The organism is Pseudomonadota bacterium (assembly GCA_010028905.1).
In the GTDB taxonomy this organism is placed as follows: Bacteria; Vulcanimicrobiota; Xenobia; order RGZZ01; family RGZZ01; genus RGZZ01.
The window spans coordinates 1-21,548 of the sequence record RGZZ01000018.1 but is presented as its reverse complement, the minus strand read 5'-3'; the positions used below and the strand labels follow the sequence as shown (position 1 = coordinate 21,548).

Sequence of the window (21,548 nt, the reverse complement as noted above, 5' to 3'; positions counted from 1 at the left end):
TCTAGTACAAGTCGCAAAAATAAGCAAGAGCCCAGACGAATTTTTTCACCCGTATTCACTTATCGCGATCGACGATGCGACCGCGTCCCAGATCGTAGGGGGTCAGCTCGACCTGCACCCGATCTCCTGCGAGGAGACGGGAGAACCCCATTCGCAGACGCCCTGAGACATGCGCCACCACGCGGCGTCCGTCTGCCATCTGCAGCGCGTACATCCCGTTCGGCAGGGTCTCGACCACCGTGCCCACCTGTCGGAGAGCCTCTTCACCGGCCACGCTGGGACGGCTCAGTCACCCTCAGAGAGGGTCAGGATGCGCGGACCGTCTCCTGTGATCGCCACCGTGTGCTCGAAGTGAGCCGAGAGGCTCCCGTCTTCCGTCACGATGGTCCACTTGTCTGGAAGGATCGCCACCTTGAAATCTCCCACGTTCACCATGGGCTCGATGGCGATGACCAGACCCGGGCGAAGCTTCAAGCCGTGCCCGGGTCGACCGTAGTTCGGCACCTGCGGTTCCTCGTGGAGCGCACGGCCGATGCCATGCCCAACCAGGTCGCGAACCACAGAATAGCCGTGCGCCTCCGCATGCTGCTGCACTGCAGCCCCGATGTCGGAGAGATGGTTCCCCGCGGTGCACCTCTCGATGCCACGCATGAGCGAGTCGCGCGTGACATCGAGCAAACGCCGCGCGTCCTCACTGATGCTCCCCACGGCCACGGTCCGTGCCGAGTCGGAGTACCAGCCCTTCCAGATGACGCCCATGTCGAGACCGACGATGTCGCCATCCTTCAGCTTGCGATTGCCAGGGATGCCGTGCACCACCTCGTTGTTCACCGAGATGCACACGGTTCGGGGAAACCCTTTGTAGCCCTTGAATGCGGGAACCGCACCTGCCGAGCGAATGAAGTCTTCCGCGATGCGATCGAGCTCGAGGGTCGAGATGCCCGGACGCACCGACCGCTCGAGAAGGTCGAGGGTCTGCGCTGTGATGCGTCCGGACTCACGGATCAACGCGACTTCCTTGTCCGACTTGTACTCGATCATCGCTCAACGCCTCGCATGAATCGAGGCCGCCTCTCGCTCACTGCTTCATGAAGCCCTGATAGTTGCGCATCACGAGGCGCGCCTCGATCTGCTGCATGGTATCGAGCGCCACACCCACGATGATCAGCAGGCTCGTGCTGCCCAGGTAGAACTGCACGCCTGTCGCCAGCACAACATACACGGGAAGCACGGCAATGGCTGCCAGTGCGACGCCCGAGATGAAGTTGAGCCGATCGAGGATGCGATCGAGGTAGTCGCTCGTGGGTCGCCCCGGTCGGATGCCCGGGATGAACCCCCCCTGCTTCTTCATGTTGTCTGCCACGTCAGTGGGGTTGAAGGTCACCGTCGCGTAGAAGTACGTGAAGAAGATCACCAGGCCGACATACATCAGGTTGAACCAGACGGAGTCCTGACGAAAGACGTAGACGATGGTGTTGCAGATGCTCCAGACGATGCTCTGCTGGTCGAAGCTCTGCATGAGGTTGCGAGCCAACGTGGACGGCAGATACATGATGGAGATGGCGAAGATGATGGAGATGACCCCCGCGTTGTTCACGCGGATGGGCAGATAGCTGGTCTGACCGCCGTAGACGCGTCGACCGACCTGACGCTTCGCGTACTGGACGGGAATCTTGCGCATGCCCTGGGTGAGGGCCACGATGCCCGCCACCAGTGCCAGCGAGATCACCACGAAGAAGATGATGCCGATCCAGTAGCCGGGACCCGCAAGGCTCGCCTTGCTGAAGACATTGGAGACGTAGGTGGGGTACATCAGCACGATGCCCGCCATGATGATGAGCGAGACGCCGTTGCCGATGCCCTTGTCGGTCATCTGCTCGCCCATCCACATGAGGCAGCACGTACCCGCCACCAGCGCAACGATGTTGATGAAGTGGTAGTACCAGCCGGCCTGGATGATCGGCCCACCCGCGAGTGCATGCGCCTCGGAGTAGCGCTCGAGACCCACCGTCATCATCGTGGCCTGCAGGAAGGCCAGGCCGATGGCCAGGTAGCGAACGTATTGCGCTACCTGACGACGGCCCATGTCGCCGCCCTCCTTCTGCAGGTCGTGCAGCTTCGGGATGACATGGGTCAGCAGCTGCATGATGATGGAGGCATTGATGTAGGGTGTGATTCCCATCGCCCCGATAGAGAACTTGTTCAGTGCGCCGCCCGTCATCATCCCGAGGAAGGACGCGAGGTCCTGCTGCTGCTCGAGCAGATGCTTCCACGAGGTCGTGTTGATGTTCGGCACGGGGATGTGCACCATGAGGACGAACAACGCAAAGAAACCCGCGACCCAGAGGAGGCGGGCCCGCAGGTCATTGAGACGCGCGGCGCTGGCGAGGGAGGTCAGACCCATGATCTTCAGAGCACCTCGACCTTACCGCCCGCAGCCTCGATGGCCGCCGTGGCAGCCTGGGTGAAGGCGTGCAGCTGAACGGTGATGTTCTTCGACAGCGAACCGTTGGCAACGACCTTGAAGGGGCGATTGGTGCGATGCACGAGCCCCCGCTCGATCACGACCTCCGGCGTCACAACCGCCCCCGCCTCGAACGAGTCGAGCATCGAGAGGGTGATGAGCTGGAACACGGTCTTGTTCGGATTGTTGAAGCCGCGGTACTTCGGAAGCCGACGATACCAGGGGGTCTGGCCGCCTTCGAAACCTGGGCCCTTGCCCCCGCCAGAGCGGGAGTTCTGGCCATTCATGCCGCGTCCTGCGGTCTTGACATGGCAGCCGTGGCCTCGGCCGACACGCTTGCGCTCCTTGCGGGCGCCGTTTGCAGATTTGAGATCGCTGAGATTCATGGCAGAACCTTTCTACGCGCTACTGGCGAATGTCTTCGACGGGCTTGCCGCGAAGCGCCGCAACGTTCTCCGCGCGCTTGAGGCTCTTGAGCGCGGCGACCGTGGCGTACACGATGTTGATGGAGTTGTCTGAGCCGAGGCTCTTGGTGAGGATGTTCTTGATGCCCGCGGCCTCGACCACGGCGCGAACCGCACCGCCGGCGATGACGCCGGTGCCAGGCGCAGCCGGCTTCAGCATGACGCGGGCGGCGCCCAGGCGAAGGTTCACCTCGTGGGGAATGGTGGTTCCCTCGAGCGGCACCTCGACCAGGTTCTTCTTGGCTTCCTCGACGCCCTTGCGGATGGCGTCCGGAACCTCGCCGGCCTTGCCGAGTCCGGCGCCCACGAGTCCCTGGCCATTGCCCACGACCACGAGGGCCGAGAACGAGAAGCGCTTGCCGCCCTTCACGACCTTCGATACGCGGTTCACCTTGACCACGGTCTCCTGCTGGAGGGTCTCCAGCACACTCGCTGACAAACGTGCCATTTCTCTGTGCTCCTTCTCTCTACAGCAGCAGCCCGGACTCGCGCGCGCCGTCGGCGAGCGCGGCCACGCGACCGTGGTACTTGTAGCCACCGCGATCGAACACGACCGCCTCGACGCCCTTGCCCTTGGCCCGCTCAGCGAGCATCGTTCCAACACGACGCGCCACATCGGTCATGGGCAGCGACTCGAGCTCCGCGCGCACATCCTTCTCCGCCGAGCTGGCAGAGGCGATGGTGCGGCCGCTCTCATCATCGATGAGCTGCGCGTAGACATGCCGCAGGCTGCGGAAGACGGACAGCCGGGGGCGCTCCCCCGTGCCATGCACGCGCTTGCGAACCCGGATATGGCGCCGCCGACGCTGACTCTCACGTGATTCCTTGTTGATCATCGCAACACTACTCCTTCAACGACGCAATCTTACTTGCCGGTCTTGCCGGTCTTGCCCACCTTGCGGAGCACCTTTTCGTTCTCATAGCGGATGCCTTTGCCCTTGTAGGGCTCCGGCGGACGAATGCTCCGGATCTCGGCCGCGGTCTGCCCCACGAGCTGCTTGTCGACACCCTTGACCACCAGTCGCACGACACCCTTGCCCTGCTCCACGGTGAACTCGATGCCTGCTGGCGGCTCCCGAAGGACGGGATGCGAGTAACCGATGTTGATGAGAAGCGCCTTGCCCTGCAGCTGGGCTTTATAGCCCACGCCGATCATGCTCAGCGCCTTCTCGAAGCCGCTGGAAACCCCAACGACCATGTTGTTGACGAGGGTACGGGTCAGCCCGTGCAACGCGCGGTGCGTGCGCTCGTCGCTGGGTCGCTCGACCAGGATCTGGCCTTCGACCTGACGGACGCGAATCTCGCTCGAGACCTCGCGATGGAGCTCGCCCTTGGGGCCCTTCACGCGCACCGAGCTGCCGTCGATGGCGACGGTCACGCCCTTGGGAAGGGAGATCGGCTGCTTACCAATTCTTGACATGTCGATTCTCCTCTACCAGACGTAGGCGAGCACTTCGCCGCCAACGTCGAGCTTCTTCGCCTGCTTGCCGGTGAGAACACCGCGCGGCGTGGACAGGATGACAACGCCGAGTCCCCCGAAGATGCGCGGGATCTCGGTCTTGCGCACGTAGACGCGAAGGCCTGGCGTGCTGATGCGACGCAGGCCAGAGATGACGCGCTCACGGTTGGGACCGTGGTCGACGTACTTGAGGAACAGGCGGATGACGCCCTGGACGCCCGTGTTGATCACCTGGAAGTCCTTCACGTAGCCCTCGCGCTTGAGGACACGCGCGATCTGTTCCTTGATCTTGGAGAAGGGAACATCAACCTGGTCCTTGTAGGCCACGTTCGCGTTCCGAACTCGGGTCAGCATATCTGCGATGGGATCGGTCATTGTACCTAACTACCCCTTTCGAATCTCAAAGGCTCACAGCGCCACTCTCCTCAGGCATTGAGGAGGGCGCACCATCGGGTGGCTCCCGACGAATCGCCTACCAGCTCGACTTGACGACGCCCGGGATCTCGCCCTTATGGGCCAGCGAGCGGAAGCAGAGACGGCACATGCCGAACTTGCGCAGGAAGGCTCTGGGCCGACCGCAGGCGCGGCACCGGTTCCGAACGCGAACGTCGTACTTAGGCTTCTTCTGCGACTTGGCAATGATCGCTGTGGTTGCCATGGGATTCCTCCTTGTTGTTTGCGGCGTGGTCGGAACGGACGTGCCCCTCCCTGCCTGAACGCGCTTGTGCGCTGCTCAGATAGGAGGGCGTCTCCGCTCCCACAACTTTCTGTTGACGGGCCTTTCGCTGGCCCCTGCGTTCCTCCAAGCCGTTCGCAGGCCTTTCGGAAAGAGGAGGCCAGTCCGCTGGCCTCCGAGGATGGACTATCGCTGCTCGTCGACCTTCATCGGGCAGCCGAGCGCCTTCATGAGCTCGAGGCCCTCTTCGTCGGTCTGGGCCGTGGTTACCACGATGATGTCCATACCGCGGGCACGGTCGACGCGATCGTACTCGATCTCGGGGAAGATGGTCTGCTCCTTGAGCCCCATCGCGTAGTTGCCGCGGCCGTCGAACGACTTCGGCGAAACGCCGCGGAAGTCGCGGATGCGGGGCAGCACCACGTTGAAGAGCTTGTCGAGGAACACGTACATGCGATCGCCACGAAGCGTCACCTTTGCACCGATGCTCAGCCCCTCACGCAGCTTGAACGCCGCGATGGACTTGCGCGCCTTGGTGACAAGCGGGCGCTGCCCCGAGATGAGGGCCAGCTCAGCAACAGCCAGGTCGAGCGACTTCGGGTTCTGAACCGCATCGCTCACTCCCATGTTGATGACGACCTTCTCGAGTCGCGGAACCTGCATCACGTTCTTGTACTGGAAGCGCTCACGCAGCTTCGCCACGACCTCGTCGCGATAACGAAGGCGGAGACGGTTCGCCTCGGTGGTTATGACCTTGTCGGCGGTCTCGAACATCTCGCCTTTGTCACGGCGACCACCGCCACCCTTCGCCTGAGGCGCGGCCTGTGGCTTCTTGGCTTGCGCCTTGCCGCTGTCCTTGGTATCCTTCGCCATGACTAGATCTCCTCACCGCACTTTTTGCAGGCCCGCACGAAACCGCCAACCTCGGCGGCAGCGGCCTTGTGGCCGACGCGCGTGGGCTTGTTGCAACGGGGGCAGACGAGCTGCACGTTGCTGGCGTCGATGGGCAGGCTCTTCTCGATGATGCCGCCCTGAGGGAAACGCGGCGGACGCGGCTTGGTGTGCCGCTTCACCAGGTTGACCCCTTCGACAAGGACGCGATTCTTCTCTGGAAGAACCTCGAGAACCTTGCCTTTCTTGCCGCGGTCCTTGCCCGCGACAACCACCACGTTGTCATTCTTCTTCACGTGTACGTTCGACATGACCTACTCCTCAAAGCACTTCGGGCGCCAGCGAGATGATCTTCGTAAATTCCTTCTCGCGCAGCTCGCGCGCGACCGGACCGAAGATGCGTGTGCCGCGGGGAGACAGATCGTCCTTGATGAGCACAGCCGCGTTCTCGTCGAAGCGGATGTAGGAGCCGTCCTTGCGACGCGTCTTGTTGCGCGTGCGAACGACAACTGCCTTGACAACCTGGCCCTTCTTCACACCGGCCCCTGGTTGGGCCGTCTTCACCGAAGCCGTGATGATGTCGCCGATATGGGCATACTTGTGATGAAACCCCTTGTCCACGCGAATGCACATGATCTCTCGCGCGCCGGAGTTGTCCGCGACCTTGAGACGGCTCTGCTGCTGAATCATCGTCTCTCACCCTTTCCAAATCTGACAGACTGTCGTTGTCGAGAGCTGCCGAGGGCGCTTCGCCCGTGGGCCACGCCCCGCTTCCCGATTGCTACTTCGCTCTCTCGAGCACTTCCACCACACGCCAGCGCTTGTCCTTGGACAGCGGACGCGTCTCCATGATGCGGACCTTGTCGCCGACGTGACAATCGTTGGTCTCGTCGTGCGCCTTGAACCGCGTCGAACGCTTGATGATCTTCTTGTAGATGGGGTGCGCGAACTGTCGCTCGACACGCACGATCACGGTCTTGTCCATCTTGTCGCTGACGACCGTGCCGATGCGGGCCTTGCGCGCGGCGCGCGCTTCCTGGGTTGCCTGATCGCTCATCTGGATACAGCCTCTTCCTATCGAATCTTCAGCTCGCGCTCGCGCTGCACGCTGTGGATGCGGGCAATCTCCTTGCGCACCTGCTTGATGCGAGATTGCTCCTCGAGGTGACCCGTCGCCATGCGGAAGCGCAGGTTGAAGAGCTCCTCCTTGCGGTCCTTCAGGCGATCGAGCAGCTCGTTCGTGGACATCTCCCGGATCTTCTCGAGCTGTTCCTTACTCTTCATTGCCACCAACCTCGACTTCCACTTGCTCGCGAACGAGGATCTTCGTCTTGAGGGGCAGCTTGAACGACGCCAGTCGCAGGGCCTCGCGGGCGATAGCCTCACCCACGCCGGCCAGTTCGAACATGACGCGGCCCGGCCGCACCACGGCAACCCAGTACTCCGGGCTGCCCTTGCCCGAGCCCATACGGGTCTCGGCGGGTTTCTTCGTCACTGACTTGTCCGGGAACACACGGATCCACACCTTGCCACCACGCTTGATGTGGCGGGTCATGGCGATACGAGCGGCCTCGATCTGACGGTCGGTGACCCAATGCGACTCCAGGGCTTGCAGGCCATAGTCGCCATAGTGCAGCGCATTGCCGCGGGTAGCCTTACCCGTCATGCGACCGCGGTGCATCTTGCGATACTTGACTCTCTTCGGCATCAACATGGCTTTAGATGTCCTCCTGCGCTGATCAGCCGCGCGCCCCGGCCAGGCTGTCGCCCTCGAGCGTCACTTCCTGCTCGCGGGCTTTCGGGAACACGTCACCGCGATAGATCCACACCTTCACGCCGATACGGCCGAAGGTTGTGAGCGCCTCGCTGATGGCGTAGTCGACGTCGGCGCGAAGGGTGTGCAACGGCACGCTGCCCTCGCGCGTCTTCTCGGTGCGGGCAATCTCGGCCCCACCCAGACGACCGCTGCACTGGATGCGGATTCCGAGGGCTCCGCGATCCATGGTGCGGCGTGCCGCCTGCTTCATCGCGCGGCGGAAAGCCACGCGACGCTCGAGCTGCTCGCAGATGTTCTCGCCCACGAGCTTCGCCTCGAGCTCAGGCTTCTTGACTTCCTGAACGGTGATCTTCACCTCGCGCTTGGTGAGCGCGGTGAGCTCGCGTCGGATCTCCTCGATGCCACGCCCTTTGCTGCCGATCACGATGCCCGGCTTGGACGTGTTGAGGATGATGTTGATCTTGTCTGCGCGCTCGATCTCAACGCGGGCGAGACCCGCGTGCTTGAGGCGCTTGCGCAGCCAGGTGCGGATCTTGAGGTCCTCATGGAGCCAGTCCGCATAGTGCTTGTCCTGATACCATCGGGAGTCCCAGTTGCGGATGATCCCCAGGCGCAACCCGACCGGATGAATCTTCTGGCCCATTAGGCTTCCTCTCTTTCCTTGACCTCAATGGTGATGTGGCTCGTGAACTTGTGAACAGCGCTCGCGCGTCCACGTGCACGGGGGATGAACGACTTGAAGCTCGGTCCCTGGTCCACGAAGGCCGTGGCGATGACCAGACTGCCCGTGTTCATCTGATGGTTGTTCTCGGCATTGGCAACCGCCGACTCGAGCACCTTCGAAAGGGGACCCGCTGCGCGCTTGCCGCAGAATCGCAGGATGCCACGCGCCTCTGCCACCGACTTGCCTCGGATGGCGTCCATCACGAGTCGGAGCTTTCGCGGCGCCATGCGCACGTAACGTGCGTGTGCTCTGGCCTTCCGCGGGCCGAGGGGGTCTCCCGAGGAGACAACAGGCGCCTTCGGCGCGGGTGCCTTCTTCGGGGTCGCGGGGGCCTCGCTGGCCGTAGGCGCAGGCGCGTCAGCCGACGCCTCAGCCTTTGCCTTCGACCGCGTGCTCTTCTTGGCCGGAGCTGCCTTCTCGGGCGTGCCCTCAGCCTGAGCCTTTGCCTTCTTCTCTTTCTTGTCGCCTGTCGCCATGGCGAACCTCCTCGATGATCTTGATGAGCGGCGGTTGAGACGTGCCGCTGTGCTTCAGGCGCATTTTCTCTCGCGCCTGTCGGAACAGCGCACCTGCGCCGTTCCGCTGGTCTCTAGCGGGCCGAGGAGCCCTTCTCCTTGCCACCGTGGCCGCGGAAGTGACGCGTCACCGCGAACTCCCCCAGCTTGTGACCCACCATCTGGTCGGTGATGTAGATCGGCACGTGACGCTTCCCGTCGTGAACGGCCACCGTGTGACCGATCATGAGAGGGGTGACGGTGCTCGCGCGCGCCCAGGTCTTGACGACCTTCTTCTCGTTGCGCGCGTTCATGGCGTCGATCTTCTTCGCCAGGTTCTGGTCGACGTAGGGTCCCTTTTTTACTGAACGAGACATCTATATCAATCCTCCAGACTACTTGCGCCGACGCACGATGAACCGCGTGCTGGCCTTCTTGTTCTTGCGGGTCTTCAAGCCGTAGGTCGGCTTGCCCCAGGGCGTGGTGGACGGGCGTCCAGGCGTGGAGCGAGCTTCACCACCACCGTGTGGGTGATCGCACGGGTTGGTCGCGACACCGCGGATGTGCGGACGCTTGCCCAGCCAGCGGGAACGACCCGCCTTGCCGATGGACACGTTCTCATGCTCGACATTGCCCACCTGACCGATGGTGGCGCGGCAGTGGATGCTGATGTAGCGCTGCTCTCCGGACGGGAGGCGCACCTGGGCCATCGGACCCTCTTTCGCCATGAGCTGGGCGTAGGCGCCCGCCGAGCGAGCCAGCTGCGCGCCGCGGCCCGGCTGCAGCTCGAGGTTGTGGATCAGGGTGCCCACGGGAATCGCCACCAGGGGCATCGCGTTGCCCGGCTTGATGTCTGCCGTCTCACCGCTGATGACCTTGTCGCCCGGCTTGATGCCCAGAGGAGCGAGAATGTAGCGCTTCTCACCATCTTCGTAGTGCAGCAGGGCGATGCGCGCGGAGCGGTTCGGATCGTACTCCACCGCCGCAACCTTCGCCCAGCGGCCGTCCTTGCGACGCTTCCAGTCGATGATGCGGTACATGCGCTTCACGCCGCCCCCACGATGGCGAGAGGTGACGCGACCCTGCGCGTTGCGGCCGCCGCTCTTGTGGAGCGGCTCGAGCAGGCTCTCTTCCGGGGCCTTCTTCGTGAGCTCCGAGAAATCGGACACGCTCATGAAGCGACGGCCTGGCGAGGTGGCCTTGAAGTTCTTCACAGCCATTTCAGTCTGTTCTCCTTGTCAGCGAGACACTATAATTGGCGCAACCTCGGAAGGTCACGCGAGCCCACCGCGAAGGCGGGCCAGATGGGGGCCGCACAGCGGCTCCCGGCACCCCTGCCCCACGCGACAGGCTGCACAGCCTGTCGCGCGGCACCAAGGGCTACGCCTCGAAGAGGTTCACACCCGCGATCTCGATCTTCTCTCCCTCGCGTACGGTGACGATGGCCTTCTTCCAGTCGCTCTTGTGGCCGTGGTACTTACGCCCCCACCGCTTCGGCTTTCCCTTGCAGTTGAGTGTGCTCACGTTCAGCACCTTGACCTTGAAGATGTTCTCGATCGCCAGGCGAATCTCGATCTTGTTCGCTTTGGGATCAACCGCGAAAGTATACTTGTTTTCCGAAGACAGCGCAACGGACTTTTCTGTAACAATTGGACGAAGAATGATGTCACGCGCGGTGCGCTTGGGAAAAACGACGGTCTGGACCTCGCTCATGACAGGACCTCCTCGATTCGCGCGATGGCGTCCTTCGTGATGATGACGCGGCGGTACTTGAGCACGTCGTAGACGTTGAGGTCTTCGAACGTCACGACCTTGACGTTGGGCAGGTTGCGCGCAGACCCGAACACGAGATCGTCACGCTCAGCCACGACGACGAGCGCCTTGTGCGTCGCCACACGGGTGGTTCGGCGGGTGCTCTTCAGCTGCTGCGCCCAGCTCTCGCCGAGAAGCAGCTTGTCAGTGACCTTGAGGTTCTCGAGAACCTTGACGAACTCGCGGGTCTTGTAGGCCTCGAACGAGAGACCCGAAAGCGCCACGAGGGTGTTGCCCGTCACCTTGCTCGACAGGGCCGAGCGGAGCGCGAGGCGACGCATCTTGCGGGGCATGGCCTGCACGTACGAGCGGGGGTGCGGACCGAAGACCACACCACCCTTCCTCCAGATGGGGGAACGGGTGCTGCCGTGACGAGCGCGACCCGTGCCCTTCTGACGCCACGGCTTGCGGCCGCCGCCTGAGACCTCGGCGCGCGTCTTGCAGTCAGCGGTTCCGGAACGGCGGTTGGCCAGATGGCGCACCACGGCCTGGTGCAGGAGATCCCGGCGCAGCGGAGCGCCGAAGACCGACTCGCTCAGATCGATGCTGCCCTGGGAGGCGCCCTGCTGATCGAACAGTGTTACCTGCGGCATGTTGTCCTCCTAGCTCTTGGCGGACGGCTTGGGGCCGCCGGCCTTCACTGAATTCTTGATGATGACGAGCCCGTTGACGGGGCCAGGAATCGATCCCTTGATCAGGATCAGGTTGCGGGGAAGGTCGACACGCACCACGGTGAGTCCCTGGGCGGTGACACGCGCGTGACCCATGTGACCTGGCTTGCGCGTTCCCTTGATGGTGCGTGCGGCGTCGGTAGAGCCCGAAGAGGCTGGCTGCCGATGCGTCATCGAACCGTGGCTGCGAGGGCCGCCGCTGAAGCGATGGCGCTTCATCGTGCCCTGGAAGCCCTTGCCCTTTGAGGTGCCGACCACGTCGACCTTGTCGCCTTCAGCGAAGATGTCGGCCTTGATCTCGGCACCCAGCGCGTAGGCTTCGGCGTCGTCGAACTTCACCTCGCGCAGATGGCGAGCCGGGGTGACGCCCTGCTTCTTGAAGTAGCCGGCGAGCGGGCGATTGAGCTTGCCGCGTGCGCGCCCCTTCTTGTTCGCCGCACGCTCCTCGATGTTCCCGAGGCCGATCTGCAGCGATGCGTATCCGTCGGTCTCGACGGTGCGCTTCCCGGTCACGACGCACGGTCCGGCCTCGATCACCGTCACCGGAACTGCGTTGCCCTCTGGGGTGAGGACTTGCGTCATGCCGAGCTTCTTACCCAGGATACCTTTGCTGGCTCCCATTCGTACAACCTCCACATTCTATCCATGATCCGCTCCCGCTCGAGCGGGGGCGGTTGCCACGAGTGCACTTGACTCGTGGCCGCGACGTACGGTCAGCGCCGTGCCAGGCACGACAGACGGGGGAGGTCCCCGACTCTGACCACCTTCGCGTCAGACCTTCAGTCAGGCGGTGCCGGACTGTCAGCCCTTGATCTCGATGTCGACTCCGGCCGGCAGGCTCATGTTCATGAGCGACTCGATGGTCTTCTGCGCGGGATCGAAGTAGATATCAATCAGACGCTTATGGGTGCGAATCTCGAAGTGTTCGCGGGACTTCTTGTCGACGTGCGGCGAGCGCAGCACGCACCAGACGTTCTTCTCGGTCGGCAGCGGCACCGGCCCTGAGATGTTGGCGCCCGTCTTGCGCGCGATGTCGACGATCTTCTCTGCGGACTCGTCGAGCACACGATGGTCGTATGCCTTCAGTCGAATCCTCATGCGTTGCTTGGCCACGTTCTGTTCCTCCTCGGACCGGCCTGGAAACTGGGGGTGCTGCTCTGGACGCGGGCACGCTCCGTGATCGGAACGTGCCCGCGCGCCAGACTAGTTCTTGATGGCGGTGACGACGCCCGCGCCCACGGTGCGGCCGCCCTCGCGGATGGCGAAGCGCAGACCTTCCTCCATGGCGATGGGCTGGATCAGCTTCACCTGGATCTTGACGTTGTCGCCAGGCATCACCATCTCCGTGCCTTCCGGCAGGGTGATGGCGCCCGTCACGTCAGTGGTGCGGAAGTAGAACTGCGGACGGTAGTTGTTGAAGAAGGGCGTGTGGCGTCCGCCTTCGTCCTTCGACAGCACGTACACCTCGGCAGTGAACTCGGTGTGAGGCTTGATGGAACCGGGCTTGGCCAGAACCTGACCGCGCTCGATGTCCTTGCGCTCGACACCACGCAGGAGCACGCCGACGTTGTCGCCCGCGCGACCCTCGTCGAGGATCTTGCGGAACATCTCGACGCCAGTCACGACGCTCTTGCGGGTCTTCTCCTGGATGCCGACGATCTCGATCTCTTCACCGGTCTTCACGATGCCGCGCTCCACACGACCGGTGGCCACGGTACCGCGACCCGTGATGGTGAACACGTCTTCAACAGGCATCAGGAAGGGCTTGTCGATGGGGCGCTCCGGATCGGGGATGTAGCTGTCGACAGCGTCCATCAGATCGCCGATCTTGTTGACCCAGTCGCTGTCCATCTTGCCGGCCAGCGAGTCCTCGAGCGCCTTGAGGCCCGAGCCCTTGATGATCGGAATGGTGTCGCCGGGGAACTTGTACTCGGTGAGCAGCTCGCGCAGCTCCATCTCGACGAGCTCGATGAGGTCGGGATCGTCGACCTGGTCGACCTTGTTCAGGAAGACCACGATGTACGGCACGTTCACCTGGCGGGCCAGGAGGATGTGCTCGCGGGTCTGCGGCATCGGGCCGTCGGTGGCAGCAACCACCAGGATGGCTCCGTCCATCTGCGCCGCGCCGGTGATCATGTTCTTGATGTAGTCGGCGTGGCCAGGGCAGTCGACGTGCGCGTAGTGGCGCTTGTCGGTCTCGTACTCCGCGTGATAGATGGCGATCGTGATCCCACGTGCCTTCTCTTCAGGCGCGTTGTCGATCTCGTCGACCTTCAGGCCCTGCTTGCCCTGACGCATCGCGAGCACATTGGTGATCGCAGCGGTGAGGGTGGTCTTGCCGTGATCGACGTGACCGATCGTGCCGATGTTCACGTGCGGCTTCGTACGCTCGAACTTCTGCTTTGCCATTGTCTACCTCCTCATTGTTACCGGGAAAGAGTTTGCCTAGGTCTGGTCTCCAGGCCCCCTCGCCGAGGCGCTGGGCCCTGAATCATTGAAAGGGTGTCAGTCCTTGCCGTGGAGCTTCTTGACGATCTCGTCGGCGAGGTTCTTGGGCATCTCCTCGTAGCGAGCGAACTCCATCGAGTAGGTGCCGCGACCCTGCGTCGCGCTGCGCAGGTCGGTCGAGTAGCCGAACATCGCAGACAGGGGAACGTGGGCGCGAATGGTCTGCTGGCCAGGGATGGCCATCTCCATGCCCTCGATCTTGCCGCGGCGTCCGTTGAGGTCGCCGATGACGTCGCCCATGTAGGCCTCGGGTACGACAACCTCGACCTTCATGATCGGCTCCTTCAGGAACACGTCGTTCCTCTGGAGACCGTCCTTGAGGGCCATGCTGCCCGCGATGCGGAAGGCCATTTCAGACGAGTCGACGGTGTGGAACGAACCGTCGAGCAGCGTCGCCTTCACATCGACCACCGGGTAGCCGGCAAGGCGACCCGACTCGAGCGCGTCCTGGATGCCCAGGTCGATGGGCTTGACGTACTCCTTTGGCACCGTGCCACCGACGACCTTGCTCTCGAACTGATAGCCTTGACCCGGCTCGAGAGGCATGATCTCGATGATGGCGTGACCGTACTGACCGCGACCACCTGTCTGGCGGACGAAGCGACCCTCGCCCTTGCTGGTGCGTCGGATGGTCTCCTTGTAGGCCACCTGCGGCTTGCCGACGTTGGCGGCCACATTGAACTCGCGGAGCAGGCGATCGACGATGATCTCGAGATGGAGCTCGCCCATGCCGGAGATGATGGTCTGACCCGTCTCGGTGTCGGTTCGCATGCGGAAGGTGGGATCTTCCTCACCGAGCTTGCCCAGCGCGATGCCGAGCTTGTCTTGATCGGCCTTCGACTTCGGCTCGATGGCCACCGAGATCACCGGCTCGGGGAACTGGATGGCCTCGAGGATCACCGGCGACTTCTCATCACAGAGCGTGTCTCCCGTGCTGGTCTGCTTGAGACCCACGCACGCAGCGAGATCGCCTGCGCTGATCTGATCGATGTCCTCGCGGCTGTCAGCGTGCATGCGAACGATGCGACCGATGCGCTCGCGCTTGCCCTTCGTTGCGTTGTAGACGGCGGTGCCGGCCTTCACCGTGCCAGAGTACACGCGGAAGTAGGTCACCTTGCCCACGTAGGGGTCGGTTGCGATCTTGAACGCCAGCGCCGAGAACGGTGCGTCTGGGTTGGCCTCGCGCAAGACGGTGGCACCGTCATCCGGGTTGGTCCCTTCGACCGCGGGGATGTCGACGGGCGAGGGCAGGTAGTCGACGACTGCGTCGAGCAGGCGCTGCACGCCCTTGTTCTTGAAGGCCGAACCGCAGAGCGTGGGGACCATCTTGCAGAGCACGGTGCCCTTGCGGATGGCCGACTGGAGCATCTCCAGCGGGATGGGCTGCTCTTCGAGATAGAGCATCATCAGCTCTTCGTCGTACTCGGCTGCCGCCTCGAGAAGGTTCTTGCGCCACTTGTCGGCCAGCTCGCTCAGTTCGGCGGGAATCTCCTGCTCGGCCTGGGTCTTGCCGAGATCGTCGAGGTAGTACGTGGCGTTCATCTCGACGAGGTTGATCACGCCCTTGAAGTCGGACTCGGCTCCGATGGGAATCTGGAGCGGAACCGCGTTCGTGCCCAGGATCGTCTTCATGCGCTCGACGCACTGGTAGTAGTCGGCACCGGTGCGATCCATCTTGTTCACGAACGCAAGACGCGGCACGCGGTAGCGGTCAGCCTGACGCCAGACGGTCTCGCTCTGGGGCTGCACGCCAGCCACCGCGCAGAACAGCGCCACCACACCGTCGAGAACGCGCAGGCTGCGCTCCACCTCGACGGTGAAGTCAACGTGACCCGGCGTATCGATGATGTTGATGTTGCATCCCTTCCACTCGCAGCTCGTGGCCGCGGAGGTGATGGTGATGCCGCGCTCCTTCTCCTGCACCATCCAGTCCATGGTGGCGCCGCCCTCGTGCACCTCACCGATGCGGTGCACGCGGCCCGTGTAGAAGAGGATGCGCTCGGTGGTCGTCGTCTTGCCCGCGTCGATGTGGGCCGCGATACCGATGTTGCGGATGTTCTTGAGTTCAGTCGCCGTGGCGAGCATCTGTTGCACCTAACCTTCGAACGGGGCACGTGCCCCGGGTTTTCCCTGTGGAATGGGGTTGGCGCCGCCCCAGCCTGAACGGCCGGGAGCAGGCGCCACAGGTCCCGTCTTCCCCGACGGGCTGCGCTACCAGCGGTAGTGCGCGAACGCCTTGTTGGCCTCTGCCATCTTGTGCGTGTCTTCACGCTTCTTGCAGGACTGACCGGCGCCTTGCGACGCATCGATGAGCTCGCTGGCGAGACGCTCGGTCATCGTCTTGCCCGGGCGCTTGCGCGCAAAGCCGACGAGCCAGCGCATGCCGAGGCTCATGCGACGATCGGCGCGAACCTCCATGGGCACCTGGTAGGTCGAGCCACCCACGCGGCGCGGCCGCACCTCGACCAGTGGCATCGCGTTCTCGAGCGCCTGGTTGAACACGCGAAGCGGATCCTTGCCGGTGCGCTCGGCAATGACGTCAAGTGCACCGTAGAAGACGCGCTCGGCAAGACTCTTCTTGCCGCGCAGCATGATCTTGTTGATGAAGCGGGCCACCGTCGTGTCGTGATAGACGGGATCCGGCAGAATCGGTCGCTTCGGAACTGGTCCCTTCCTGGGCATGGGTCGCCTCCTCGATGAGTTTCTGAAAGTGCAGCTTCTACTTGCCCGAAGCCTTGGGGCGCTTGGTGCCGTACTTGGAGCGGCTCTGCTTGCGGTTGACAACGCCCTGCGTGTCCTGCGAGCCGCGAACGATGTGGTAGCGGATACCCGGGAGATCCTTGACGCGGCCGCCGCGGATGAGCACCACCGAGTGCTCCTGCAGGTTGTGACCGACACCAGGGATGTAGGCCGTCACCTCGACGCCGTTGGTCAGGCGCACACGTGCCACCTTGCGCAACGCCGAGTTCGGCTTCTTGGGCGTGATGGTTCGCACCTGGGTGCACACGCCACGCTTCTGGGGCGCTCCCGGAACGGAGAACTGCTTCAGACGAAGCGAGTTGTACGAAACGCGCATGGCGGGCGACTTGCTCTTCACTTCGACGCGCTTGCGGCCCTTGCGCACCAGCTGGTTGATTGTCGGCATAAAAAAAATAACTCCCCTTTCTCCAATCCCACGTGGGTCTGGAAGCGCCCGCCATTCCGCTCGCGAGGTCAGGTCGGACTCAGGGCAGACTTTGGGAAGAGTTGCTCTTCCCTGGAGTCTTCGTGGACCCTATCGCTCCACGAAGGCCGCGAGAGGTATCACCCTTTCGAAGGGTTCCGACTTCCGGAATGGACTTTCGGTGCCAGCCACCTCAACCGCCTGCACCGTCAGCTGCAGGCCAGAAGCGGCACTGTGACTGCGATTGCGACGATTGCATGAGGTGGTTACCCCTGAAAGCGCCCCCATATAATAGCATCGGCCCTTGGGGCTGTCAACCCTTTTCTACGCCAGTTTGAACGAAGTTTTTCAAACGCAAATGCCTGTCACTACGGGTTTTCTTCAGTCACGATAGATACGCCTGGCAACGTGGACAAAAAACCGTGGGACATGCGCCGTTTCAACCATCGCCCGTTCGCGCATCATGTTCGCAAGCACCGCAACCGCCCAGGGGCGGCGGTGAGACGAGAGGAGTCTGGCATGCGGGTTCTCATTCCCACCGCTGGCTGTGATCTGGGGCGCTCCGGAATAGGACGGTTCCTCCAGGAGATGCTCGCACATCTGGCGGAGGTCGCCCCCTGGATGCACGTCACGCTCGCAGGCACCCGCAAGGAGCTGGCTGCATTCACGAAGGGGTCCATGTCCGACGAAATCATCATCGACAGCCGCTGGGAGCCCCCTCTCGCCAACGTCGTCTGGCAGCAGCTCGGACTGCCGCTCGCGGTCGCTCGGAGACGATTCGACGCTGCGCTGCTGCCAGCAGCCAATCGTCGCGCGCCGCTGTGGCTCCCCTGCCCCACCGTCGGCGTCGTCCATGATCTCGCCGCGCTTCGCGTGCCAGGCAAGTACGACAAGGTGCACGAGGCCTACCTGCGACACGTCCTGCCCATCGCCCTCCGCCAGCTCTCCCGACTCGTCACGGTGAGCGAGAGCAGCCGCAGCGACATCGCCTCCCTCGCGCGTGTCCCGGCGGAACAGATCACGGTGATCCCGAACGGGGTCGACCTGCGGCGCATGCGCCCCATGCCGAGGTCAGCCGCCGTCCTTTCGCTGGCCCCGCACATCCCCGTCGACCGCCCCTACCTGCTCTATGTCGCGCGCGTCGAGCATCCCGGCAAGAACCACCTGCGACTTGTGGACGCCTTCTCCAGACTGAAGGCCACCACCGCCCTGCCCCACCGACTCGTCCTCGCCGGGCCGCAGCGAGAGCGCGCCGACGAGGTGAGGGCCTACGCGCGCGCGAGCGCGGCGGCGGACGCCATCGTGTTCACCGGGTACCTCCCTGATCATGCCCTGGCGGCCCTCTACTCCGCCGCCGATGCACTGATTCACCCGTCACTATATGAAGGCTTCGGCATCCCGCTCATCGAGGCCATGGCCTGCGCGACCCCGGTGGCCTGCGCAAACACCTCCTCCCTACCCGAGATCGCCGGTGAGGCCGCCCTCTTCTTCGACCCCCTCGACCCCGAGGACATGTGTGCCACGATGATACGTCTCATCCGCGACGAAGACCTGAGGGAAAGACTCATCCGTGCAGGCCGGACTAGGGTCCGGCGCTTCAGCTGGCGCGAGAGCGCCGCACGCCTCGCCGCCCTGCTCGAAGATGCCGTGACCCGACGGGCCGCCGCGGGCCAGGAAACCGTGACGGCCACGAGGAACCCTTCGACGCCATGTCGTTCTTTCGCAAACCCAGCCCTCCCCGAGCCGCTTCGGAGACATCCCCGGCCGCAAAGGCCCTGAATGAGCGCAGGGATCAAGAGATGCGCGAGCTGGGTGAGATCTGCTATGAATCAACTCGAAGCGGGCGTCCGAACGCCACCGCGCTGAACCGCAAGGTGCGCGAGATCGAGAAGCTCGACGCCCAGCTCGCGACTGCACGAAGCGGGGGCGACCCTGGGCCGGTACCGCCCAGACCCTCGTCACCACGGCGCCCCAAGACCCCGCCGTGCTCGAAGTGCGCAAACGCCCTCCTCGCGAGTGACCGCTTCTGCCCGCAGTGCGGCCAGCCCACCCCCATACAGCGCTCCCTCAAGCCTTGCCCGAACTGCAACAGAGGCGTGGAGGACGCCGCCCGCTTCTGCACCCACTGCGGTTCGAGCATGACAGCCGCAGGTCGACTGCGCGTTCGACATCCCCTCACGGGCCAGGAGGTCAGCTTCGACTTCCGCCCCACCGGAGCGCCCGTGCCTCCGATCGAGTCCCAGGAACCTGCTCCCGTCGAGCCTCCCCAGCAGCCCTTCGAGACCGAGACCGGCCCCGCGGAGAGCGACCCGACGGGAGAGCCGTGGACGCGAAGCCTCGAACGTTTTGCCCGTCCGTCCGACGACGAGGGACAGTCCTTCCTCGGCCGGGGCAAGGAGCTGCTGGCGCAGGGGCTTGCCAGAGAGGCCGCGGTGGAGTTCGAGGCGGCCATCCTGCAGAACTCCCGCGATGCATCGGCCTGCTACCATCTCGGAATCGCCCGGTTCCAGTCCGGTGACACCGACAGCGCCATCGAGGCGTTCGAGCGCTGTGTGAGGCTCGATCGGGCCAATGCCGACGCCTTCAACGACCTCGGCCTGTGCATGGCCAAGAAGCGGCAGTGGCGAGAGAGCCTGGAGCACTACCAGACGGCGCTGCGCCTTCGGCCCAACCACGCCGATGCCCACTACAACCTGGCGCACCTCATGCTCGAGCAGGGAGAGTATGCTGACGCGATCCACCATTTCGAGCAGTATCTGCAGTGCGCTCCACGAGCACCGGACTTCAAGCGGGTCACCGAGCTCGTGAGCCGGCTGCGCAGCGCGCTGAGAACCGGCCGCAAATATGACATCGTGACTCCGCCGTGACCGGTCTCACCGCGGCAATGAAGGAGAGAATCGTGCGCTTCCAGGCTCCATCTGCATGGCGGGTCGCGGGACTCTCGCTGCTGCTCGCGGGGGCGTTGCTCAGTGCGGCGCTTGCGGGCGACGTGGGCGGCACCGTGACCATCCGATCAAAGCTCCATCCGCGTGCCAGCGGAAAGGGAGGAGGGAGCACAGGGAGCGAGCCCTTCGGATACAGCGACAGCAGTGACGAGGCCCCGCGACCGCTCTCGTCTGCGCAGGAGGTCCCCTTTGTCGTGGTCAGCGTGGTCTCCTCGACCCTCCCCGCCACCCCCCGAACCCTGGTGATGCGCCAGAAGGGCCGCGAGTTCAGCCCGCACGTGCTCGTCGCTCCGCGTGGATCGACCGTGGTCTTCACGAATGAAGACCCCTTCTTCCACAGCATCTACTCAGAGAGCACCGCTGGACGGTTCTCGCTGCCCAAGTACCCCCGAGGGAAGAAGGAGAGCCGCACCTTCAGCACCCCCGGACCCATTGAGCTCTTCTGCGGCATACACAGCCGAATGAACGCCTACATCTACATCACCGAGAACGACTTCTTCACGCAGCCCGCCGCTGACGGCCGATTCTCGCTGAAAGGCATCCCGGCGGGCACGTACACGCTGCGCTTCTGGCATCCACGCGGTGCCCTGCAGACCCAACGCGTCACCGTGCCTGCCAGCGGAGCAGTGAACGTCAATGTGGCGCTCTGACCTTCTCGCGGAGAGGCGCTTCTCTTGCGTCGCCTGAGAGACAGGTTGATCGCGGCCACCGTGCCGCTCATCATCCTGCTGCTCGCTGTGACGTGGCTCGTGCAGGACGCCCTGCTCGGCCAGCTCTCGAAACAGGCCGCCGAGAGCGTGTCGAGCGCATACGAATATGTCGACGCCATCATGACCACGCGGGGCCCCGCCCTTCTCGGACAGGCCCGCCAGATCAATGACAGCGCCGCCATGCGCGAAGCCCTCACGACCTACATCGAGGCAAGCCGGAAATGTGAAGAGGTCAGAGCCACGGGGGCGAGCCGCCAGCAGATTGCTGAAGCGGACGAGATGCTGGCTGCCGCGCGTTCGAGCTTGAGAGAGGACGTCGGTCCGACAGAGGTGAGGAATGCGGGCCTCGAGCTGCTCGTGCTGATCGATCTCAAGGGACGGATCCTGGCGTCCTTTCGCTCCCCTGATGGGCGACCGACGAGCGTCGTGGGCGATCACACCGACGAGGACGGCGCCCGCCCCATGATCGACGAGCCTCTGGTGCAGGCACTTGTCTCCGGCAAGGCACGCCAGGCGATCTCCTACCTCGTCTACAGAGACGGGCACCTCTACCTCGCCGCTGCAACGCCCCTGATGCGCGGTGGAGAGACCGAAGGCGTGCTGCTGCTGGGCACGCGTCGCTTCATCCCCCCCGCCGGAGATCTCCGAATCGCGTATGTCAGCGGAGGAGAGGTTCTCGACCCACAGCCTTCCATCGATGCGACGCGAGACGAGAAGACGGGCCTGCCCCCGCTCTCTCCCAAAGCCCTTGCTGACCTCACCGCCTGGCTCTCGCGCTGGACGCCCCCAG

General features: G+C 63.7%; 31 protein-coding genes. 4 read left to right on the top strand and 27 right to left on the bottom strand.

Annotated elements, in window-relative coordinates:
* Positions 1 to 55: 55 nt before the first annotated feature.
* From EB084_02830 to EB084_02700, 27 genes are all read right to left on the bottom strand, one after another.
* Positions 56 to 274, bottom strand: a complete 219-nt coding sequence (locus EB084_02830) for a translation initiation factor IF-1 (GenBank protein ID NDD27187.1) — start codon at positions 272 to 274, stop codon at positions 56 to 58.
* Positions 275 to 285: 11 nt separating this feature from the next.
* Entirely contained in the window at positions 286 to 1,041 is a 756-nt protein-coding gene (gene map / locus EB084_02825; protein NDD27186.1) for a type I methionyl aminopeptidase, read from the bottom strand.
* A gap of 37 nt (positions 1,042 to 1,078) precedes the next feature.
* Positions 1,079 to 2,404: a preprotein translocase subunit SecY gene (gene secY, locus EB084_02820; protein NDD27185.1), complete on the bottom strand. Its 1,326-nt coding sequence runs from the start codon at positions 2,402 to 2,404 to the stop codon at positions 1,079 to 1,081.
* A gap of 5 nt (positions 2,405 to 2,409) precedes the next feature.
* Entirely contained in the window at positions 2,410 to 2,850 is a 441-nt protein-coding gene (locus tag EB084_02815; GenBank protein NDD27184.1) for a 50S ribosomal protein L15, read from the bottom strand.
* 19 nt (positions 2,851 to 2,869) lie between these two features.
* The gene (locus EB084_02810; protein ID NDD27183.1) at positions 2,870 to 3,376 is read right to left on the bottom strand and encodes a 30S ribosomal protein S5; all 507 of its coding nucleotides are present in this window, start codon (positions 3,374 to 3,376) and stop codon (positions 2,870 to 2,872) included.
* A 19-nt stretch (positions 3,377 to 3,395) separates the two neighbouring features.
* Positions 3,396 to 3,764, bottom strand: coding sequence for a 50S ribosomal protein L18 (locus EB084_02805; GenBank protein NDD27182.1), 369 nt, complete (start codon positions 3,762 to 3,764; stop codon positions 3,396 to 3,398).
* A gap of 29 nt (positions 3,765 to 3,793) precedes the next feature.
* Entirely contained in the window at positions 3,794 to 4,348 is a 555-nt protein-coding gene (locus EB084_02800; GenBank protein NDD27181.1) for a 50S ribosomal protein L6, read from the bottom strand.
* A 12-nt stretch (positions 4,349 to 4,360) separates the two neighbouring features.
* Positions 4,361 to 4,762 (bottom strand): 30S ribosomal protein S8, encoded by a 402-nt coding sequence (locus tag EB084_02795; protein ID NDD27180.1) that lies wholly within the window; start codon positions 4,760 to 4,762, stop codon positions 4,361 to 4,363.
* 97 nt (positions 4,763 to 4,859) lie between these two features.
* On the bottom strand, positions 4,860 to 5,045 hold the full coding sequence (locus tag EB084_02790) for a type Z 30S ribosomal protein S14 (GenBank protein ID NDD27179.1): 186 nt from the start codon (positions 5,043 to 5,045) through the stop codon (positions 4,860 to 4,862).
* Positions 5,046 to 5,249: 204 nt separating this feature from the next.
* Positions 5,250 to 5,837 (bottom strand): 50S ribosomal protein L5, encoded by a 588-nt coding sequence (locus EB084_02785; GenBank protein ID NDD27178.1) that lies wholly within the window; start codon positions 5,835 to 5,837, stop codon positions 5,250 to 5,252.
* A gap of 101 nt (positions 5,838 to 5,938) precedes the next feature.
* Positions 5,939 to 6,265, bottom strand: coding sequence for a 50S ribosomal protein L24 (locus EB084_02780; protein ID NDD27177.1), 327 nt, complete (start codon positions 6,263 to 6,265; stop codon positions 5,939 to 5,941).
* Positions 6,266 to 6,275: 10 nt separating this feature from the next.
* Complete coding sequence (locus tag EB084_02775) at positions 6,276 to 6,644, bottom strand: 50S ribosomal protein L14 (protein ID NDD27176.1); 369 nt, start codon at positions 6,642 to 6,644, stop codon at positions 6,276 to 6,278.
* Positions 6,645 to 6,735: 91 nt separating this feature from the next.
* Positions 6,736 to 7,011 (bottom strand): 30S ribosomal protein S17, encoded by a 276-nt coding sequence (locus EB084_02770; GenBank protein NDD27175.1) that lies wholly within the window; start codon positions 7,009 to 7,011, stop codon positions 6,736 to 6,738.
* 17 nt (positions 7,012 to 7,028) lie between these two features.
* On the bottom strand, positions 7,029 to 7,238 hold the full coding sequence (locus EB084_02765; protein NDD27174.1) for a 50S ribosomal protein L29: 210 nt from the start codon (positions 7,236 to 7,238) through the stop codon (positions 7,029 to 7,031).
* The gene (locus EB084_02760; protein NDD27173.1) at positions 7,228 to 7,668 is read right to left on the bottom strand and encodes a 50S ribosomal protein L16; all 441 of its coding nucleotides are present in this window, start codon (positions 7,666 to 7,668) and stop codon (positions 7,228 to 7,230) included. The genes EB084_02765 and EB084_02760 overlap by 11 nt, the downstream gene beginning before the upstream one ends.
* A 25-nt stretch (positions 7,669 to 7,693) precedes the next feature.
* On the bottom strand, positions 7,694 to 8,374 hold the full coding sequence (locus EB084_02755) for a 30S ribosomal protein S3 (protein ID NDD27172.1): 681 nt from the start codon (positions 8,372 to 8,374) through the stop codon (positions 7,694 to 7,696).
* Entirely contained in the window at positions 8,374 to 8,931 is a 558-nt protein-coding gene (locus EB084_02750) for a 50S ribosomal protein L22 (protein NDD27171.1), read from the bottom strand. Before EB084_02750 ends, EB084_02755 begins: the two co-directional genes overlap by 1 nt.
* 113 nt (positions 8,932 to 9,044) lie before the next feature.
* Positions 9,045 to 9,326, bottom strand: a complete 282-nt coding sequence (locus EB084_02745; protein ID NDD27170.1) for a 30S ribosomal protein S19 — start codon at positions 9,324 to 9,326, stop codon at positions 9,045 to 9,047.
* Positions 9,327 to 9,344: 18 nt separating this feature from the next.
* Positions 9,345 to 10,169 (bottom strand): 50S ribosomal protein L2, encoded by an 825-nt coding sequence (locus tag EB084_02740; protein ID NDD27169.1) that lies wholly within the window; start codon positions 10,167 to 10,169, stop codon positions 9,345 to 9,347.
* 160 nt (positions 10,170 to 10,329) lie between these two features.
* Positions 10,330 to 10,662 (bottom strand): 50S ribosomal protein L23, encoded by a 333-nt coding sequence (locus EB084_02735; protein NDD27168.1) that lies wholly within the window; start codon positions 10,660 to 10,662, stop codon positions 10,330 to 10,332.
* Positions 10,659 to 11,354, bottom strand: coding sequence for a 50S ribosomal protein L4 (locus tag EB084_02730; protein NDD27167.1), 696 nt, complete (start codon positions 11,352 to 11,354; stop codon positions 10,659 to 10,661). Before EB084_02730 ends, EB084_02735 begins: the two co-directional genes overlap by 4 nt.
* A 9-nt stretch (positions 11,355 to 11,363) precedes the next feature.
* Positions 11,364 to 12,053 carry a 50S ribosomal protein L3 gene (locus EB084_02725; GenBank protein NDD27166.1) on the bottom strand — a complete coding sequence of 230 codons (690 nt, stop codon included), beginning with the start codon at positions 12,051 to 12,053 and terminating at the stop codon, positions 11,364 to 11,366.
* Between the two features lie 180 nt (positions 12,054 to 12,233).
* Entirely contained in the window at positions 12,234 to 12,545 is a 312-nt protein-coding gene (locus EB084_02720) for a 30S ribosomal protein S10 (GenBank protein ID NDD27165.1), read from the bottom strand.
* A 90-nt stretch (positions 12,546 to 12,635) separates the two neighbouring features.
* Positions 12,636 to 13,841 (bottom strand): elongation factor Tu, encoded by a 1,206-nt coding sequence (gene tuf / locus EB084_02715; protein NDD27164.1) that lies wholly within the window; start codon positions 13,839 to 13,841, stop codon positions 12,636 to 12,638.
* A 96-nt stretch (positions 13,842 to 13,937) separates the two neighbouring features.
* Positions 13,938 to 16,025, bottom strand: coding sequence for an elongation factor G (gene fusA, locus EB084_02710; GenBank protein ID NDD27163.1), 2,088 nt, complete (start codon positions 16,023 to 16,025; stop codon positions 13,938 to 13,940).
* Positions 16,026 to 16,151: 126 nt separating this feature from the next.
* Positions 16,152 to 16,622: a 30S ribosomal protein S7 gene (locus EB084_02705; GenBank protein ID NDD27162.1), complete on the bottom strand. Its 471-nt coding sequence runs from the start codon at positions 16,620 to 16,622 to the stop codon at positions 16,152 to 16,154.
* Between the two features lie 37 nt (positions 16,623 to 16,659).
* Positions 16,660 to 17,085 carry a 30S ribosomal protein S12 gene (locus EB084_02700; protein NDD27161.1) on the bottom strand — a complete coding sequence of 142 codons (426 nt, stop codon included), beginning with the start codon at positions 17,083 to 17,085 and terminating at the stop codon, positions 16,660 to 16,662.
* Between the two features lie 447 nt (positions 17,086 to 17,532).
* On the opposite strand from EB084_02700, the gene EB084_02695 reads away from it, so the two are divergent.
* The 4 genes from EB084_02695 to EB084_02680 form a co-directional block, all read left to right on the top strand.
* Positions 17,533 to 18,882, top strand: a complete 1,350-nt coding sequence (locus EB084_02695; GenBank protein ID NDD27160.1) for a glycosyltransferase family 1 protein — start codon at positions 17,533 to 17,535, stop codon at positions 18,880 to 18,882.
* Entirely contained in the window at positions 18,813 to 19,970 is a 1,158-nt protein-coding gene (locus EB084_02690) for a tetratricopeptide repeat protein (protein ID NDD27159.1), read from the top strand. The genes EB084_02695 and EB084_02690 overlap by 70 nt, the downstream gene beginning before the upstream one ends.
* Positions 19,967 to 20,698: a hypothetical protein gene (locus EB084_02685; protein NDD27158.1), complete on the top strand. Its 732-nt coding sequence runs from the start codon at positions 19,967 to 19,969 to the stop codon at positions 20,696 to 20,698. The genes EB084_02690 and EB084_02685 overlap by 4 nt, the downstream gene beginning before the upstream one ends.
* A 45-nt stretch (positions 20,699 to 20,743) precedes the next feature.
* A partial coding sequence (locus EB084_02680; protein ID NDD27157.1) for a hypothetical protein occupies positions 20,744 to 21,548 on the top strand: 805 nt, incomplete at its 3' end.